The organism is Pigmentiphaga sp. (genome assembly GCF_019689535.1).
Lineage (GTDB): Bacteria > Pseudomonadota > Gammaproteobacteria > Burkholderiales > Burkholderiaceae_B > Pigmentiphaga.
Window position 1 is genome coordinate 13,169 of sequence record NZ_JADGHH010000011.1, and the last position, 17,433, is coordinate 30,601.

The following is a 17,433-nucleotide window of genomic DNA, read 5'->3' on the forward strand; positions in this document are numbered from 1 at the left end:
CGCTCAAATGACCTTGTCGCGGCGCAGCCGCTCCAGGGTTGCCTGGTCCAGGCCGAGCACCTCGGTCAGCACTTCGTCGGTATGCTGGCCCAGCAGCGGCGGTGCCCGATGGTACTGGATAGGTGTGGCCGAAAACCGCACTGGGTTCGCGACCTGGGGCACGCTGCCGATCTCGTCGTGCGGCAGGTGCATGAGCATCTGGCGATGCTGGATCTGGGGATCGGCGAAGACCTCCGCGAAACCGTTGATCGGCCCGCTCGGCACCCCCACCTCCTGGAACGCCGCCTGCCAATGCGCGACCGGGCGCTTGGCGAGCTCTGCCGCCAGCATGGGAACGAGCTCCGACTGGTTCTTCGCGCGCATCCGGTTGGTGGAGAAACGCTCGTCCTCGGCGAGCTCCGGCATGCCCAATACCCGGCAGAACGCGGCGAACTGCGTGTCGTTGCCCACGGCCACGACGATCTGGCCGTCCGAACAATCGAAGGACTGCCACGGGCAGGTAATGGGCGACGCATTGCCCAGGCGAGGCGGCTGCTCGCCCGAAACCAGGTACATCATGGCAACGTGGGAAACGGCGGCCACCTGCGCATCGAGCAGGGCCAGGTCGATATACTGCCCCTGCCCGGACACCACGTCGCGGTGCCGCAAAGCCGCCAGCACCGCCGCCACCGCATAAAACCCCGCCGTGATGTCGCCGACCGAGTACCCCACGCGCAGCGGCTCGCCGTCCGGATGACCGGTGATGCTCATCAGGCCGCTCATCGACTGGAAGATCGGGTCGTAGCCTGGCAGGTGGCGGTATGGACCGGTCTGCCCAAACCCACTGATGGAGCAATAGATGAGCCGGGGATTCGCGGCCGACAGCGACTCGTAGTCCAGCCCATAGCGGGCGAGGTCTCCGGCCTTGAAGTTTTCGATGAGGATATCGCTGTGCCGGGCCAGGTCGCGGATCAGCGCCTGGCCTTCAGGGTGCGAGAGATCGACCGTGATGGAACGCTTGCCGCGGTTCATGGCGAGGTAGGAGGAGGTCTCCTTTGTCTCGCGGCCTTGCGCATCCTTGACCCGCAGCCCTTGCTGGCGCACGTCGTCGCCGCGGCCCGGCCGTTCGACCTTGATGACGTCTGCGCCAAAATCGGCCAACATCTGCGCCGCCCACGGGCCGGAGAACACGCGGCTGAGATCCAGCACTCGGACACCAGATAAACACGTCATGGCGCATCCAGGAGAAATCGGGCAACTCGCCTCGGAGGCTGCCAGCATACGCAGCGCGACCGGCGGCAGCTATCGCCCCGGCGTCAAAGCTGATATGTATGCGCGACGCCTTGGCCCCGGGCACACAGGCGAGCCACACACCCGCGGTATCCTAAGAACGGACGCAACGCCGACGCATTGCGCACTGCAGCAGGAGTTCCCGATGTCATCAACCGCCATGCCCGGTCGCGCCGCTCCCAGCCGCTTGCGGTGTTTCATCGCGCTCGGTCCCGATCCGGCAACGCGCAAGCGCCTTGCCGGGCTGGCCCTTGCCTTTCCCGAACCGGCGCGCCTACACCCAGCCGACCTGCACCTGACCCTCGCTTTCCTGGGCACCTTGACCGAAGATCACGAAGCGCGCCTGCGCGAGGCGTTGCACCCTTTGGCGCGTCGTCAACCCGACCTCTCCTTCTCGTCGCTGGCGATCTGGCCGACGCCGGAGCGACCACGTGTCGCGGTGGCGGAGTACGCGCTGACAGAGGCGCTGCGCGAACTTGTCCGCAGCACGCAGCGCATCCTCGGGGGCATGGCGCTGCCGGTGGAAACCCGTCCCTTCCGTCCGCACGTAACGCTGGCTCGTTTCAAGCCGGGCCAACGGACCCTCTCGCCACCTGCATCGCCGAGCGCAGGCCCGCCGGCGCGCTTCGACTGCCTAGGCCTGTACTGCAAGGCGGCTCCCGGCTCGACGGTCCGTTACACGAACCTGTTCCGTTTCGACCTGTCCTGAACGCCGACCAGGCCCCGTTGGCTCAAGCTTGCGCGCTGGGCAGCGGCGAGCTTTCGGAGAGGCGGATCATCTCCACGGCCAGCATGCTTATCAACTGGTCGCGCACCGGCCTCGCGGCGGGATCATTCCACAGGTCCTCGACCTCGTGCGGATCGTCCTGGAGATCGTAGAACTCGCACACGGCCGGATCGTCCGAGAGCGTCAATCGATGGCGCTCGGTGAACAGCGTCCGGACCTTGAAGCGCCGCGGGCGGCCAAAGGCGTATTGCAGCGGCTCGCTCTCGACGACGATTCCGGCACGCTCCGGCTCTGTCTGCGCCTCACCGCGGATCGAGGGCAGCAGGTTCACGCCCTGGATGCCGTTGAAAGGTGCCACGCCTACGCGGGCGAGCATGGTCTGCGCCAGGTCTATTGTCCCGGCCAAGGACCCCAGCACCGCGCCCCGCCGCTGCGCGGGCAGCGCGGGGTCGCTCCAAATGAAGGGAACGCGTGTCACGCCCTGGTAGTGCATGACGCCCTTGAGCGCAATGCCATGGTCGCCCATCATCTCGCCGTGGTCCGACGTCACCACGATGACCGTGTTCTCGCGCAGCCCGAGCCGGTCCAGCTGCGCGAGTATCCGCCCGACGCAGTCGTCGATCAGCGAAATGGAGCCGTAGGTCAGGGCCGTGATCTCGCGGCATTCGCGCTCGCTGAGCGCAAACGGCACATAAGCCTCGCGTGAGCCGCCCGCGCGGGTGCGGTCGTGGACGGCCTGCAGCAGCGCAGGCATGCGCTTCTGGTGGAATGAAGGCGGTAGCGGTATGCCCGCCGGATCGTACATGTCCCAATACTTGCCCGGCGGAGTAAAGGGATGATGGGGGTCCGGGAACGAACACTGGATAAAGAACGGCGCATCGCCCCCCGCCCGATGAACGTGCGATTCCAGCCACTCACACGCCTGCTCGGCCACATAGGTCGACGGATACAGCTCCACCGGCATCCGCGTGCGCCATGCCTGGGGCGCGCTGTAACGCGGGTCGGGAATGGCATGCTCCCGTCCGCGCAGGCTGTCGGGATCGGGATGCCGCTGCGCGAGCCAGCGCGCATAATCGCCTTGAACGCGGTCGCCGTGGAGCGTGCACAGCCGCACCTCGTCGAAGCCGTAGAAGGGCGTTTGCACGTGAAACGATGCGTCTGCCTTCCAATATGGCGTCCATTCGTTGTCGTACTCGCGACCGCGCCGGTGGTGCTTGCGGGCGTCTTTGAGCGCGTCCGATGGCGGCACGCCACCATTGAGGTTTTCCCAACTCCGTATGGGCGGGTTGTTGTAGCCGAAGTTCTGCAAATGCGATTTGCCGATGAGCGCGGTCGCATAGCCCGCGTCCCGCAGCAATTCGACGAAAGTCGTGTCCTCTCGCGAAAGCGGGATGCCGTTGTGGAGCACCCCGTGCAGCGACGGCATGCGGCCGGTCATCAGCGTGGCGCGGTTGGACATGCACGTTGGGCTGGCCACGTAGAACCGGCTGGCGCGCACGCCCTGGCGCGCCAGGCCATCGATGTTCGGAGTACGCAGGATGGGGTTGCCGTAGCACCCCAGGTGATCGGCCCGCTGCTGGTCAGTCATGATCAGCAGGATGTTGGGCCGCTTCGCAGTCGCAGGGTTCATGCGCTCAATCGGCCGAAATGTTGAACTCTTTGACGATCTTGCCGTAGTTGTCGTACTCGGCCCGGGCCATGCGAGCCAAGTCCTCCGGCGAGCCGCCGAGCGGCACTTCCCATTGCTGCTTGAGCTTGGCTGCCACGTCCGGCAGGCGCAGCGCGGCGTTGAACTCGCTGTTCAGCTTCTCGACTACCGCCGGCGGCGTGCCCTTGGGCGCGAACACCCCATACCAGGCGCCGGTCGCCGTATTCGGGTACCCCTGCTCCGCCAGGGTGGGAAGCTCCGGCATCAACGGGGAACGTTCTTTCTCCGCCATGCCGAGCGCCACGAGGCGGCCGGCAGCGACGTGCTGTGCGACTACCCCGATGCTGGCATAGGTGATCTTGACGTGGCCGCCGAGTACGTCCGCGATGGCCGGCGCCACCCCTTTGTAGGGCACGTGCAGCATGTCTACGCCGGCCGACTTCTTGAACAACTCGCCCGCGATGTGCATGGGCGAACCGCTGCCCGGGGTCGCGTACGCGAGGCCGGGCTGTTTCTTGAGCAACGCAACCAGTTCCTTCGCGTTCCGCACCCCCAGCGAAGGATGCGCGACCAGTACCATGGCGCCCTTGGACGGCGCCACGACCGGCGTGAAATCCTCCAGCACGTCGAGCCGGACGTTGGTGCCTTTAGGCAACACGTGCGGCGCGATCAGGAAGGTGTTGGGCGCGAACAGCAGGGTGTAGCCGTCGGCGGGTGCGCGCGCCACCGAACTTGCGCCAATCATCCCGCTGACGCCGGGACGATTCTCTACGATGACAGGTTGGCCCATCCGGGCCGCCAGTTTTTCCCCTAGCATCCGGGCCCCGATGTCCGGCCCGCCGCCGGCCGGATAGCCGACCACGATCGTGATGGGTTTGGATGGAAAGTCTGCCGACTGCGCATGAACCACGGAAGCGGACGCCGACAGCCCGCCCAGGGCCAGCAGGAACGCGCGGAAAACAGGAATCATCGAGCACCTATGAACAAAAGGCGTTGCCACCCCGGTTCGCACCGGGCGGGACGTCGTGCACGGCCGCGCGGCGGCGGCCATGTCATTGCTTCCTCCCCAAACCTTCCGCCCACGCCCTTCGCCCACGTGCTCGCCGAATACGGCATGCGCGAGCGCGGGGAGAAACCCCTGGTTTTCACCCATGGCGACACAGGCCCCGCGACGGAGCTCTTCACCACCATCGTGGACTACGGGCCGGTGGCGCAAAACTCCCTGCTGCGCTTCCTCCCCGCCATCATCCACCTGCGGGAGGACGACGTGAACCTGGCCTCGTGCCTCGCACCGACCATGGAACTCTTCATCAACGAAAGCCTGAACCGGCAGCCAGGCTGGAAACTCTCGGCCGCGCGCATGGGCGATTTATTGATGGTCCACGTCCTGCGTGCGTACCTGCTGCGGCATCGCGACACGGAGCCAAACTGGCTGCGTGGCCTGTCCGACCCGAAGATCGCCCATGCCATCATGCTGATGCACCGCTGGCCGGAGAAACCCTGGTCCGTGCCCGGCCTGGCCGACGAAGTCTGCATGTCCCGGTCTCGCTTCAGCGCGCGCTTCCGGGAACTCGTAGGCATCTCGCCCATCGCCTATCTCACCGCGCGGCGCATGGAACGGGCAGCGGAGCGACTGCGACTCGGGCCGGTGCGCCTGGCCGACGTCGCAGAGCAGGTAGGCTACGGTTCGGAAAAAATCTTTGCCCGGGCCTTCCGCCGCTGGGCCGGCGTGCCGCCCAGCGTCTACGGCCGCCAGGCGACCTAAGCCTCGGCCCTCAAGCCGACGGCGTGGGCTGGCGCACGATCAGCACGTCGCAGGGAGTGTGCTGGATCAGCTTCTCCGCCACGCTACCGATCGCCGTCCGCAGGATGCCCGTGCGTCCATGGGTGCCGACAACCATCAATTCGCAGGGATGGCGCGCCACGTGGTCGGGCACGATTTCTTCCGCCAAGCCGTGCTCGATCTTCCACTCGATATCGGGGCGGTTCGCAATAGCGCCCTGCATCGCGAACGCCGCGGCCTCTTTTTCGGCCGCCTGGCGCGCCAGCTGGACGGCAGCGGCGTCCGCATGCGCCTGGTGCGTCACGAATGCGTGGTACAGCACCGGACGGGCATCTGGAAACATAGACAAAGCCGCATGCAGCGCGTGGCGCGACCCCTCCGAAAAATCGACCGCCACCAGCATGTTGCGATAAGGATGATGGGGGCGCTCGCGCACGACCAGTATGGGCAGCGAAACCTCCCTCGCCAGCTTCTCGACCGTGGTGCCCAGAAGCAGGCGCCCCAGGGTTTCCTCGCGGGAAACGCCGGTGACGATCATATCGCATAGATGCGCCGCCGCAGTCTTACGGATCACCTCCACCGCATGCCCCGGTTCCAGCACCAGCTCAACCGGCAAATCGACCTCGCCGAGCGTGGCACGAAGCCGGTGTTCAGCCGCCTTACGGTCCACAACTTGACTGCGCCGGGCGGTAAGCACATCGCCCAGGGAGTTCTCGATGACGCACACGGCAACCAGTTTCGCGCCGTGCTCTTGGGCCAGCTGGACGGCTCTGTCCAGCGCGCGGTCACATCGCGCGCTCAAGTCCGTGGCGAGCAAAATGCAGCGCAACGGATCGGTGGTGACGCTTTCCATGCTGATCTCCCCGCAAAGGCGCTCCTATCCCCCGGAGCAAGGCATGTGCCCAACCGCGCGCGCATGAAGCCTGCGCTCAAGGCCGCGCTGGAGATGCTCGTCTGGCACCAAGCCGACAATGCGCGCCCGCGACCAGGCATCCCAAGAGCAATATCAACAACGCGTAATGAAAAAACCACCCTTCGCAGCGCGTTACGACCCAGAAGTCGTCTGCCGCAGCCCCAACCTCGCCGCAAGCCGCGCCAGATTGGCCCGGTCCACCCCCAGCTCGCGCGCTGCGGCCGCCCAGTTGTTATTGTGTCGCACCAGCGCCGCGGCGATCAGGCTGCGCTGGTAGTCGTCGACCGCTTCCCGCAGCGGCCGCGGGGGCACAGGGAAGGAGTCTGCGCGACGGGTTTCCTGCGCGGGCACAGGCGGCATCTCCTGGCGCGGCTCTAACCCGAGGTCGGCAGCGCTCAGCGTCAGTATGGAGGGGCGCTTGGCCTGCTTCGCCATGGCCTTCAATGCACTGCGGCTGATCAGGTGCTCGAGTTCGCGTACATTGCCCGGCCAATCGTACGCCAACAGGGCTGCCTGCGCATCGGCAGACAGGCGCAAATTGCGCAGGCCCAGGCGCGAACGGTTTTCTTCGAGGAAGGCGCCGCTCAGCAGCAGGACGTCGCGCCCGCGTTCCCGCAACGGCGGGACGCGCAAGGGGTATACGCTCAAGCGGTGATAGAGGTCGGCGCGGAACCTTCCCTTTCGGACCTCTTCGGCCAGGTCGCGGTTGGTGGCAGCGATCAGCCGCACGTCGACGCGATGTTCCCGGTCGGAACCCACGCGCTGCAATTGGCCGCTTTGTAGCACCCGCAGCAGCTTGGCCTGGACCAGCAAGGGCAGTTCGCCCACTTCGTCGAGCAGCAGCGTCCCGCCATCGGCCAATTCGAACTTGCCCCGCCGATCGTTGACCGCGCCGGAGAAAGCCCCCTTGACGTGCCCGAAGAGCTCGCTTTCTACCAGGGAGTCGGGCAAGGCGGCGCAATTGATCGTCACGAGCGGTTTGTCCGCGCGCGGCGATGCCGCGTGCAGCGCTTGCGCGACCAGCTCCTTTCCGACGCCGGTCTCGCCGGTGACCAGCACCGTCAGGTCGCTGGCGCCCACGGTGCGCACTTCGTCGAGCAACTTACGCAGGACCGCGCTTTGCCCAAGCAGCCGGCGTGGCGCCGTCTCGACCGCGGCGCGATAGATTTCCGCGCGCTGGTATTCCTGGCTCGCGCGCGAGGCCAGCTGCTCCATGCGGTCGGCGACGCTCACCGTCGCCGCGGCCAAGCTCGCGAAGGCCTGCAGGATGTCGAGGTCGTGCGGCGCGAAACGCTCGGCCTCCAGCGCGTCCAGCGTCAGCAACCCCCACGGGCGCTCGCCTACCCGCAGCACACACCCTAGACAGTCGTGCACTTCCAGTTGCTCGCCCTCCATGCCCTCGACCAGTCCATCGTAGGGATCGGGCAAGCGGCTTCCCGCCGGAAACCGCCTCGGGCCTTCGGCTTCGAGCAGCAGCTGTAAACGGGGGTGCTCGTCGACCTTGAAGCGTCGGCCAAGCGTGTCGCTGCTGAGCCCGTCCACCGCCAGCGGCACCAACCAATCTCCGTCCAGCCGGAGCAGCGCGGCAGCGTCGCACGGAACCAGGGTGCGCACGGCCTTCAGCAAGCGCCGGTAGCGCTCGCCTTCGGCCAGGTCGCGCGCCAAATCGTCCACCAGCGGCACGAGGGCACCGAGCAAGGCATTCGCAGTTATTTTGACTACCTCTATGTCAAAAAGACACCAATTTACCTCAGGTCATTATGACTCACGCCACCCAGAAACCGCGTGCGTGCTGGATTCCTGGGCTGGCACGCATCTTGAAATACCTGGGTTGAAGGCTGCCCATTCATGCAGCCGCTCTCGCAGGAGATCATATGCTGTCCGCTCAACACCGAGCCATCGTCAAGGCAACCGTACCGCTGCTGGAAACCGGCGGCGAGGCATTGACCACCCATTTCTACCGGCTGATGCTGGTGGAATACCCGGAGGTTCGGCCGCTGTTCAACCAGGCCCACCAGGCCAGCGGCGATCAACCCCGCGCGCTGGCCAACAGCGTCTTGGCGTATGCGCGTCACATCGACGACCTCACGCCCCTCAAAGGGCTGGTGGGCCGCATCGTCAACAAGCACGTCGGCCTGCACATCCAGCCTGAGCATTATCCCATCGTGGGCACGTGCCTGCTGCGCGCGATCCGGGAAGTGCTCGGCCCGGAAGTAGCCACCGACGAGGTGATTGCGGCCTGGGGCGCGGCCTATCAGCAACTCGCCTCGCTGCTGATCGACGCCGAAGAACAGTACTATGCCGCGCAGGAGAGCGCGCCCGGCGGCTGGCGCGGCACGCGCGACTTCCGCGTCGCCCGCAAGGAGCGCGAGAGCGCGGAAATCACGTCGTTCTATCTCGTTCCCGTCGACGGCGGCCCGCTGCGGGACTATCAACCCGGCCAGTACATCGGCCTGAAAATCCTGATCGACGGCGCCGAATACCGCCGCAATTACTCGCTTTCCGCCGCACCCAACGGCGTCGAATACCGCATCAGCGTCAAACGCCAACCCAACGGCATCGTGTCCAACCATTTGCACGACCGCGTCCGGGAAGGCGACGTCCTGGCGCTATATCCGCCTGCCGGCAACTTCACGCTGCAGGAAAGCGACAAACCCCTGGTCCTGATCAGCGGCGGGGTGGGCATCACGCCAACGCTGGCCATGCTCCAGGCCGCCCTGCACTCGTCGCGCCCCATCCATTTCATTCACTGCGCGCGCAACCACGCGGTCCATGCTTTCCGGGACTACATCGAGAAGACAATCGTGCAGTTCCCGCAGCTCAAGCGCTTCTATTGCTACGACCAGCACAGCGACGCGGCGCCCAAGCCCGATGCCGTCGGGTATTTGAGCAAGGAGCGACTCGCCCAGTGGCTGCCCCGGGAGCGGGACATCGACGTGTATTTCCTCGGGCCCAAGCCGTTCATGCGCAACGTCAAGCAGTACCTGAAAGAACTCGCCGTGCCCGAATCGCAGGCGCGATATGAGTTCTTCGGGCCGGCCGAAGCCTTGTAATGCGCCCGGGCTCGATCACGCGAACAGCTTCGCGATGTCGAGCTCCCGGATGATGCGGGCCGTCGCCTCGACCAGGGGCGGCAGCGGCCCGCCCGCCAGCGTCGCCAGCGTGAGGTTGTTCATGATGGTCGGTTCCGCAATGGCGGAGAAAGTCAGGTAGTCCTGCCCCTGCATATCGCCCAGCGCCGAGCGCGGAATGATGGTGAACATGCTTTCCTCGGTCATGGTTTCGAGGATGGTGTGGACTACGTCGACTTCCGCGACGATGTTCAGGGTGACGTTGACCTCCCGGCAAGTGCGATCCACGAGCGCGCGTATGGTGTTGGGCGCGCTCGGCAGCACCAGCGGGTATTGTCCTAGGTCGCGCGCCCGCACGACCGGCGGGGGGACAGGACGGCATCCCTTGCCATAGGCGAGCACCAAGTCCTCGCGGTAGATGGACTCATACCGAACCAAGGAAGAAGCGGGCGGATCGTAGATCAGCGCCAAGTCGACCCGCTCCTTGACCAGCCATTCATTCATTTCCGAACTCAGCCCTTCGGCCAGCGTCAAGGCCGCGTTGGGATGCATCCTGCGGAAAGCCTGCACGATGTGCGGCGCCATTCTTCGCGCCACGCGATGCGGCATCCCGAGCCGCACCTTATCCTGGGCCGGCGACCGGAACGCATGCATGTCTTTCTTGGCGTGCGCGGCCAAAGCATCGATCGCCTTGGCGTGCTCCAGGAACCGCAGGCCGGCCTCGGTCGGCTCCACGCCCCGGCCCGTGCGCCGCAGCAGATGATGGCGCAGCTCCGCCTCCAGCAATTGGATCTGCCGGCTGAGCGAGGGCTGCGAAACGCCCAGCACGTCTCCCGCGCGGGAGAGGCTGCGCATCTCGCACACCATGATGAAGTAGCGGATTTGGCGGAGGTCCATGGCGCAATGGTATACGTTTTTTCTATATCAGAAGTCAACGCGGACGCATTGCTAGGCAGGCCGCGGTTCCGCATGATGCGAGATTCCGTCAGCTCCGACTGCGTCATGTACGACTGTGCCCCTCCCTTGAGCGAAATCACGCCTCCTGGCCAAGCCCTGCCGGCAAAGGCGTGCGACACCCATTTCCACGTGTTCGGCCCGGCGGCGATATTCCCGTATGCGGCGGACCGGCCTTACACCCCGCCCGACGCGCCGTTCGAGCAGTTGCTCGCGCTGCACCGTAAGCTGGGTTTCGAACGCGGCGTCATCGTGCACCCCGGCTGCCACGGCACGGACCTTTCCGTCACGCTGGACGCCCTGCGGCGCGGGGCCGGCCGCTATCGCGCCGTGGTGCTGCTGGACGCGGATACGGACGAAGCGCGCATCGCCGAGCTCGACCGCCTCGGCGTGCGCGGCGTGCGTTTCAACTTCGTCTCTCACCTGGCCAATGCGGGTTGGGAGGAGCTCTCGGCCATCGTGCCGCGCATCGCTCCCTTTGGCTGGCACGTCTGCATCCATTCAGACCAGGCGTCGCTCGGCGGGCTGCTGCCCAAGCTCAGGACGCTTCCGGTGCCCTTCGTGCTCGACCACATGGGCCGCGTGGCTGCCGCCGCCGGCCCCAGCAGCGAGGAGTTCCAAGCGGTGCTGGCGCTGCGCGACCACCCCCGCGCCTGGGTCAAGATTTCCGGCATCGATCGCACCTCGAGCAGCGGCGTGCGCCCGTTCAGCGACGGCGAGCCCCTGGTTGCGGCGCTGCTCGAGGCCATGTCCGAGCGGTTGCTGTGGGGCACGGACTGGCCGCACCCCAACGTGCGCGGCGAGATGCCTGACGATGGCGAGCTGCTCAACACCTTTCTGCGCTTATGTCCAGACCCGCTGGTACGACAGCGGATTCTCGTGGACAACCCGCACCAACTCTACCGATTCGCGGACTGAGACCGCCCGCGCGACGAACAGGAGACCCGACCATGCCCCGACTGAACCCGCCTGACCCCGGGCATCTGACCGACCATCAGCGCCGCGTCTACGAGGCCATCGCCAGTGGACCGCGCGGAACGGTGCGCGGCCCGCTGGCCATCTGGCTGCACCGGCCCGGCCTGGCCGAACACGCTCAGGCCCTCGGCCAATACTGCCGCTACGACTCGAGCCTGCCGCCCCGCTTGTCGGAACTGGCCATACTCACCATGGCGGCGCTCTGGCGCGCGCCCTACGAATGGTGGGCCCATCACCCCATCGCGCTGAAGGCCGGCATCGAGGCCGACGTGGCAGAACGCATCCGCAAGGGTCAGACCCCCGAGTTTCGCGAGCGCGATGAATCGCTGGTCTACCGCTTCGTGCGCGAACTGGTGGAAACCCGCCAGGTTTCGGATGCGCTTTATGCCGAAGCGGTTGAGGTGCTGGGCACCGACGGCGTCGTGGACCTGGTCGGGATGGCGGGCTACTACACGCTAATCTCGATGACGATCAACGCCTTCGACATTCCGCCCCCGGACGGCAGCACCATCGAGTTCGGCAGTTGATTCCCATTTCCTTGTAAGAAAACGACGAGAGACGAGACATGACAGGTCGACTGGAAGGCAAAGTGGCCATCGTGACCGGCGCAGGCAGCGTCGGCCCGGGCTGGGGCAATGGGCGCGCCATCGCTTACCGTTTTGCGCAGGAGGGCGCCCGCGTGTTCGCGGTGGACCGCGACCTCGCCGCAATGGAAGAAACTGTCGCGCGCGTCCGCGAGATCGGAGGCGAAATCTCCATCTGGCGCGCCGACGTCACGTCGTCCGACGAGATCCGCGACATGGTGCGAGCTTGCGTGGACACTTATGGCGGCGTGGACATCCTGGTCAACAATGTGGGCGGCTCGCGCAAGGGCGGGCCGGTGGACCTGGATGAAGAAACCTGGGACGCGCAGATCGACTTCAACCTCAAGAGCGTCTATCTTTGCTGCAAGCACGTCATCCCGTTGATGGAAGAACAAGGCGGCGGCGCGATCGTTAACATCTCTTCCACTTCGGGCATACGTTGGACCGGTTCGCCCCAAGTGGGCTACTCGAGCGCCAAGGCAGGCGTCATCCAGCTGTCGCGGGTCGTGGCGCTGGAGTACGCCAAGAAAAACATCCGCTGCAACACCGTCATTCCCGGCCAGATGCACACGCCCATGGTCGAAGCCCGCCTGGCCGGCCAACGCGCCGGCGGCGACGTCGAAAAATTGCTGGCGCAGCGGCAGGCCCGCATCCCGCTGCCATTCATGGGCGACGGGCTGGACACAGCCAACGCCGCCCTCTTCCTGGCTTCGAACGAGGCCAGGTTCATCACCGCCACGGAAATCGTGGTCGATGGAGGCATGAGTGCACGCTGCGACTAACCCCCCCGTCCGCTATCCCGACCCGGCCGTCATCGCGCTGGACCCGCGCTTCGAGCACCTAGTGCTTCCGCTGGCGGCGGTCGAACGCATCGCCACGGGCTGCCGCTGGGCCGAAGGACCGGTCTGGTTCGGCGACGGCCGCTATCTGTTGTGGAGCGACATCCCGAACGACCGCATCATGCGCTGGGACGAGGTGACAGGCCAGACTCACGTATGGCGCCCGGTGTCCGGCTACGCCAACGGCAATACGCGGGATCGCCAGGGCCGCCTCGTCACCTGCGAACACCTGGGAAGGAGAGTGACCCGCACCGAGTACGACGGCCGCATCACGGTCTTGGCCGATCGCTACCAAGGCAAGCGGCTGAACTCCCCGAACGACGTCGTCGTCAAGTCCGACGGCTCGATTTGGTTCACGGACCCGCCCTTCGGCATCGTCGGCTACTACCAAGGCGAAAAGGCCGAGCAGGAATTGCCTGCCGCGATCTATCGCATCGACCCAGTCAGCGGCGAACTCTCACTCGTGTGCGACACGGTCAACGGTCCCAACGGCCTGGCCTTCTCTCCAGACGAGAAACACCTGTACGTGATCGAGTCGCGCTCGCGCCCTCGCAACGTCCTGGTATTCGACGTTTCGGACGACGGCCGGCGCCTGGGCAACCAGCGCGTCCTATTCGATGCAGCCGACGGCACGCCCGACGGTTTCCGCGTGGACATACACGGCAACCTCTGGTGCGGCTGGGGCATGGGCACGCCCGAACTCGACGGCGTGCGCGTGTTCTCGCCCCAAGGAGAACTCTTGGGTCGCATCGCCCTACCCGAGCGCTGCGCCAACCTTTGTTTCGGAGGCAAGCACCGTAACCGCCTGTTCATGGCGTCCTGCACTTCCGTTTATTCGCTCTTCGTCAACACGCAAGGCGCACCTGGAGGCTGAACGCCTGCGCGGCGGACAGTCAAAACCATAAAAGGAGTACACATGTCGAACCTTCGCTCCCCCCTCATCCTTCGCCCGCTCGCCGCGGCAGTGCTGGGCATGGCGGCCCTGGGCGCGCATGCCCAATCCGTCACGAGCCTCGTCGTCGCGTTCCCGGCCGGCGGCCCCGCCGACTCGCTCGCACGGGTAGTGGCCACGCAACTGGAGAAAGAACTCAAGCAAACCGTGGTCGTCGAAAACAAGCCCGGCGGAAACGGCGCTATCGCTGCCAACCATGTGGCGCGCTCGCGCCCCGATGGCCAAACGCTTTTCCTCAGCTCAGTAGGCGCAATCTCCATCAATCCCGCGCTCTATCCCAAGCTGATCTACGATCCGGTCAAGGATTTCGCCCCGATCTCCCTCCTGATCTCCACGCCCGAAGTCTTGATCGTGGGGCCTAACCATCCCGCCAAGACAGCCAAGGAATTCGTCGAGCGCGCCAAGACGCCCAAAGGCGTCACCATGGGCTCGTCCGGCATCGGCAGCATGCCACACATGGCCATCGCACAGTTGAAGCTGTCCACCAAGGGCAACATCCTGCACGTGCCGTACAAGGGTGCCGCACCCGCCATCACCGACACCATCGGCGGACAAGTGGATGGCTTCATTGGCGACATCTCCGGCCTGATGTCCAACATCCAGGCCGGCAAGGCGCGGCCGCTCGCCATCGCCGCGCCCAAGCGCTCGCCCTTGCTGCCCGACGTGCCGACCTTCGACGAACTCGGCATCCCCAACGTCTATGCCAACAACTGGTACGGCGTGTTTGCGCCTAGGAATACGCCGGCCGAGAAAGTGGAAGCGCTGAACGCCGCCGTGCGCAAGGTGTTGGCTTCGGAGGAGCTGAAAAACTACGCCGCAACCACAGGCGTGGAACTGTCTCCCACCTCGCCCAAGGAGTTCGAAGCGCTGATTCGCCAAGACGCGAAGAAGTGGGGCGACCTGATCCGCGCCGAAGGGATCAAGGCTGACGAGTAAGGCGGCCCTGGCCTTCGGGCCCAGCCACCTCCCGACGCGCCAGCGCCTACCCAGCATTTGCCGCAGCAGTCCGAGCCGTTTCCGACTCCATGTCGGAGACGGCTTTTTTTATGCCGTCTCTCCCTGCACACATGGAGCCGAGGCAGCGCGAACGGCGCGTCGTTGGATCAAGCGTTTATTCCGGGAAACGTCCCGCGGACGTTTTTCCAGTCGATGCGTTCAGGCCTTCTCGCCCTTGTGCTTGGGCTTGTCTTTGGTCTTGGTGGCCGCCATGTCGCGTAGTTCCTTCTTGCTCATGGACTCATACATAGACTTGGCCGGCCCCTTCAAATCGGCGACTTTCTTTTCGCCTTCCTTCGCCGCCAACGCGATGCCGGCGGCCTGCTGCTGGGCTTTGGATTTGGCAGGCATGGCTAAACCTCCTTCATGGACGGCGGCTGGCACAAAGCGTCGCCTGGAGCAGACACGGCAGCAAGCCGCATACCCGTTCCAAGCCCGGCGCATACCTTAGTCTTACAATCACGCAATAAAGGGCCGCGCCCTTTTGGGCGCGTGGAGTCCACCTATTCTTGCCAGAACCATCGTGATTGCTCTGCTCGAGGCCCATCGGGCCGGTTTGCTCAGTCGCCAGAACTGGTTGCCCAACATCATTTCCGGCGTTATCGTCGGCGTGGTGGCCCTGCCCCTCGCCATGGCATTCGCCATCGCATCCGGCGTCAAGCCGGAGCAAGGGCTCTACACCGCCATCGTGGCGGGCTTGGCCGTCTCCATATTCGGGGGCAGCCGCCTGCAGATCGCCGGGCCAACCGGCGCCTTCATCGTCATTCTTGCGGACATCGTCGCCAAACACGGCGTGAGCGGCCTGCAGATCGCAACCTTCATGGCCGGCGGCATCCTGGTTCTGCTAGGCGTGGCACGCCTGGGATCGGTCATCAAGTACATCCCCGCGCCCGTCATCGTCGGCTTCACGGCGGGCATAGGCGTCATCATTTGGGTGGGACAGTGGAAAGATTTCTTCGGGCTGCCAGCCGTCACCGGGGATCACTTCCACCAAAAACTGTGGCATCTCATCCTTGCCTTTCCCCAGCTCCACCTACCCACCACGGCGCTGGCGCTATTCAGCCTGGCGGTGCTCATCGTCTCTCCCAAAATCCGGCCCCTGCGCCGGGTACCCGCACCCTTGGTCGCCCTCGTACTCGCCACGGTGCTGATGGCGGCATTCAAGTTCGAAGGCGTCGCGACCATCGGCACTGCCTTCGGGGGTGTCCCCACCGGCCTGCCCTCGCTCACGCTGCCCGAAGTCACGCTTCCCAGGGTGATCGAGCTAGTCGGCCCCGCCTTCGCGATCGCGATGCTGGGCGCCATCGAATCCCTGCTGTCGGCCATGGTGGCTGACGGCATGGCCGGCACCCGCCACAACTCCAACCAGGAGCTGATCGGCCAAGGCATTGCTAACTTGGCCGCGCCGCTGTTCGGCGGCATCGCCGCAACCGGCGCGATTGCCCGCACAGCGACGAACATCCGCAACGGTGGCAACAGTCCGCTCGCCGGCATCGTGCATGCGCTCACGCTGCTGCTGATCGTATTGTTCCTGGCGCCGCTCGCCGAACATGTCCCGCTCGCCGTGCTGGCGGCCATCCTGTTCGTCGTTGCCTGGAACATGAGCGAGGCCCGGCATTTCGTGAAAATGGTGCGCCGCGCCCCGCGCGCCGATGTCGTGATCCTGCTCGTGACCTTCGGCCTGACTGTCTTCGCCGACCTGGTCGTGGCAGTCAACATCGGCGTCATTCTCGCGACGCTGCACTTCCTACGCCGCATGGCGGCCAGCGTGGGCGTCCAGCAGGTCGGCGATGACGAGCTCCGCCGCGAGTTGATTGCGTCGAACGCCGGAGATGCGCCGCCGGGTGTACTCGTCTACGCGGTGGAAGGACCGCTTTTCTTCGGCGCGGTCGAGAACTTCCAACAAGCCCTCGCCTCCACCCACACCGACCCGCGTGTGCTGATCATCCGGCTGCGCTGGGTACCGTTCATCGACGTGACCGGCCTGCAGACACTGGAGGGTGTCATACGCGACATGCAGCGGCGCGGCGTGCGTGTCATGCTGAGCGAGGCGAACAGCCGCGTCCGGGGCAAGCTCGAGAAGGCGATGATCGTGGATTTGATCGGGCGCGAGAACCTCGTGGGCACGCTCGCCGAAGCCTTGGCAGCCTGCGCTCCGGCAGAACAAGCCCAGCAAAAGGACGCGCTCGCTGCAGCGTTGCCCCCTGGCGCGGAAAGCCGGGCCGCCCCCTAACCCGTCGCCCGGGCGGGCCTACAGCAACATCCCGCCCGACACCTCCACGCGCTGCCCCGTCATCCAGCCATTGTCCGGCCTCAGCAGCGCGGCAACCGCGGCGCCAATGTCATCGGGCAGGCCGGCTCGCCCCTGTGCCGTGAGCGAGGCGACATAGTCGTTGAGCGCCTTGTTGTCGCGGACGGCGCCGCCTCCGAAGTCCGTCTCGATCGCCCCCGGTGCGATGGCGTTGACCGCAATCCGCCGCGGCCCCAGCTCCCTGGCCAAATAGCGCGTCAACACTTCAACGGCGCCTTTCATCGCTGCATAGGCTGCATGGCCGGGCAATGCGAAGCGCGCCAAGCCCGACGACACGTTCAAGATGCGGCCCCCGTCGGCGATCAACGGCAGCAGGGCCTGGGTCAGGAAGAAAGGTCCCTTGAAATGGACCGCCATCAGGTCATCGAACTCGGCCTCTGTTGTCTCGGCGAAGCTCGCGTAACCTCCCAT

General features: G+C 65.5%; 17 protein-coding genes. 9 read left to right on the forward strand and 8 right to left on the reverse strand.

All coding sequences use genetic code 11. The features are described from left to right. Window positions 1–3 precede the first annotated feature (3 nt). Window positions 4–1,212, reverse strand: coding sequence for a CaiB/BaiF CoA-transferase family protein (locus IRZ12_RS01920; RefSeq protein WP_296463532.1), 1,209 nt, complete (start codon window positions 1,210–1,212; stop codon window positions 4–6). 202 nt (window positions 1,213–1,414) lie between these two features. On the opposite strand from IRZ12_RS01920, the gene thpR reads away from it, so the two are divergent. Continuing rightward, entirely contained in the window at window positions 1,415–1,978 is a 564-nt protein-coding gene (gene thpR, locus IRZ12_RS01925) for an RNA 2',3'-cyclic phosphodiesterase (RefSeq protein ID WP_296463534.1), read from the forward strand. Window positions 1,979–2,000: 22 nt separating this feature from the next. Here thpR and IRZ12_RS01930 read toward each other — a convergent pair whose 3' ends face one another. Then, window positions 2,001–3,626 carry a sulfatase-like hydrolase/transferase gene (locus IRZ12_RS01930; RefSeq protein WP_296463536.1) on the reverse strand — a complete coding sequence of 542 codons (1,626 nt, stop codon included), beginning with the start codon at window positions 3,624–3,626 and terminating at the stop codon, window positions 2,001–2,003. A 4-nt stretch (window positions 3,627–3,630) separates the two neighbouring features. After that, window positions 3,631–4,614, reverse strand: coding sequence for a tripartite tricarboxylate transporter substrate binding protein (locus IRZ12_RS01935; RefSeq protein WP_296463538.1), 984 nt, complete (start codon window positions 4,612–4,614; stop codon window positions 3,631–3,633). A gap of 9 nt (window positions 4,615–4,623) precedes the next feature. On the opposite strand from IRZ12_RS01935, the gene IRZ12_RS01940 reads away from it, so the two are divergent. Beyond that, window positions 4,624–5,409 carry an AraC family transcriptional regulator gene (locus IRZ12_RS01940; RefSeq protein WP_296463540.1) on the forward strand — a complete coding sequence of 262 codons (786 nt, stop codon included), beginning with the start codon at window positions 4,624–4,626 and terminating at the stop codon, window positions 5,407–5,409. A gap of 10 nt (window positions 5,410–5,419) precedes the next feature. Here IRZ12_RS01940 and IRZ12_RS01945 read toward each other — a convergent pair whose 3' ends face one another. Both IRZ12_RS01945 and norR read right to left on the reverse strand, forming a co-directional pair. Continuing rightward, window positions 5,420–6,280, reverse strand: coding sequence for a universal stress protein (locus IRZ12_RS01945; RefSeq protein ID WP_296463542.1), 861 nt, complete (start codon window positions 6,278–6,280; stop codon window positions 5,420–5,422). A 192-nt stretch (window positions 6,281–6,472) separates the two neighbouring features. Then, window positions 6,473–8,053 carry a nitric oxide reductase transcriptional regulator NorR gene (gene norR, locus IRZ12_RS01950; protein ID WP_296463561.1) on the reverse strand — a complete coding sequence of 527 codons (1,581 nt, stop codon included), beginning with the start codon at window positions 8,051–8,053 and terminating at the stop codon, window positions 6,473–6,475. 161 nt (window positions 8,054–8,214) lie between these two features. On the opposite strand from norR, the gene hmpA reads away from it, so the two are divergent. Further along, on the forward strand, window positions 8,215–9,393 hold the full coding sequence (gene hmpA, locus IRZ12_RS01955; protein ID WP_296463544.1) for an NO-inducible flavohemoprotein: 1,179 nt from the start codon (window positions 8,215–8,217) through the stop codon (window positions 9,391–9,393). 15 nt (window positions 9,394–9,408) lie between these two features. Here hmpA and IRZ12_RS01960 read toward each other — a convergent pair whose 3' ends face one another. After that, window positions 9,409–10,308, reverse strand: coding sequence for a LysR family transcriptional regulator (locus IRZ12_RS01960; RefSeq protein WP_296463546.1), 900 nt, complete (start codon window positions 10,306–10,308; stop codon window positions 9,409–9,411). 72 nt (window positions 10,309–10,380) lie between these two features. Here IRZ12_RS01960 and IRZ12_RS01965 point away from each other — a divergent pair, with 72 nt between their 5' ends. From IRZ12_RS01965 to IRZ12_RS01985, 5 genes are read left to right on the forward strand one after another with little or no spacing between them, the layout of a single operon-like run. Beyond that, the gene (locus tag IRZ12_RS01965) at window positions 10,381–11,283 is read left to right on the forward strand and encodes an amidohydrolase (RefSeq protein WP_367181571.1); all 903 of its coding nucleotides are present in this window, start codon (window positions 10,381–10,383) and stop codon (window positions 11,281–11,283) included. A gap of 32 nt (window positions 11,284–11,315) precedes the next feature. Further along, window positions 11,316–11,867, forward strand: coding sequence for a carboxymuconolactone decarboxylase family protein (locus tag IRZ12_RS01970; protein ID WP_296463548.1), 552 nt, complete (start codon window positions 11,316–11,318; stop codon window positions 11,865–11,867). Between the two features lie 38 nt (window positions 11,868–11,905). After that, complete coding sequence (locus IRZ12_RS01975; protein WP_296463549.1) at window positions 11,906–12,706, forward strand: SDR family NAD(P)-dependent oxidoreductase; 801 nt, start codon at window positions 11,906–11,908, stop codon at window positions 12,704–12,706. Continuing rightward, window positions 12,690–13,637, forward strand: a complete 948-nt coding sequence (locus IRZ12_RS01980; RefSeq protein WP_296463551.1) for an SMP-30/gluconolactonase/LRE family protein — start codon at window positions 12,690–12,692, stop codon at window positions 13,635–13,637. The genes IRZ12_RS01975 and IRZ12_RS01980 overlap by 17 nt, the downstream gene beginning before the upstream one ends. A gap of 42 nt (window positions 13,638–13,679) precedes the next feature. Then, window positions 13,680–14,651, forward strand: coding sequence for a tripartite tricarboxylate transporter substrate binding protein (locus IRZ12_RS01985; RefSeq protein WP_296463553.1), 972 nt, complete (start codon window positions 13,680–13,682; stop codon window positions 14,649–14,651). A 219-nt stretch (window positions 14,652–14,870) separates the two neighbouring features. Here IRZ12_RS01985 and IRZ12_RS01990 read toward each other — a convergent pair whose 3' ends face one another. Beyond that, window positions 14,871–15,062 carry a DUF3008 family protein gene (locus tag IRZ12_RS01990; RefSeq protein WP_296463555.1) on the reverse strand — a complete coding sequence of 64 codons (192 nt, stop codon included), beginning with the start codon at window positions 15,060–15,062 and terminating at the stop codon, window positions 14,871–14,873. A gap of 172 nt (window positions 15,063–15,234) precedes the next feature. On the opposite strand from IRZ12_RS01990, the gene IRZ12_RS01995 reads away from it, so the two are divergent. Then, window positions 15,235–16,944, forward strand: a complete 1,710-nt coding sequence (locus IRZ12_RS01995; RefSeq protein ID WP_296463557.1) for a SulP family inorganic anion transporter — start codon at window positions 15,235–15,237, stop codon at window positions 16,942–16,944. 18 nt (window positions 16,945–16,962) lie between these two features. Here IRZ12_RS01995 and IRZ12_RS02000 read toward each other — a convergent pair. Beyond that, window positions 16,963–17,433: SDR family oxidoreductase (locus IRZ12_RS02000; protein ID WP_296463559.1), on the reverse strand; the 471-nt coding region annotated here is incomplete at its 5' end.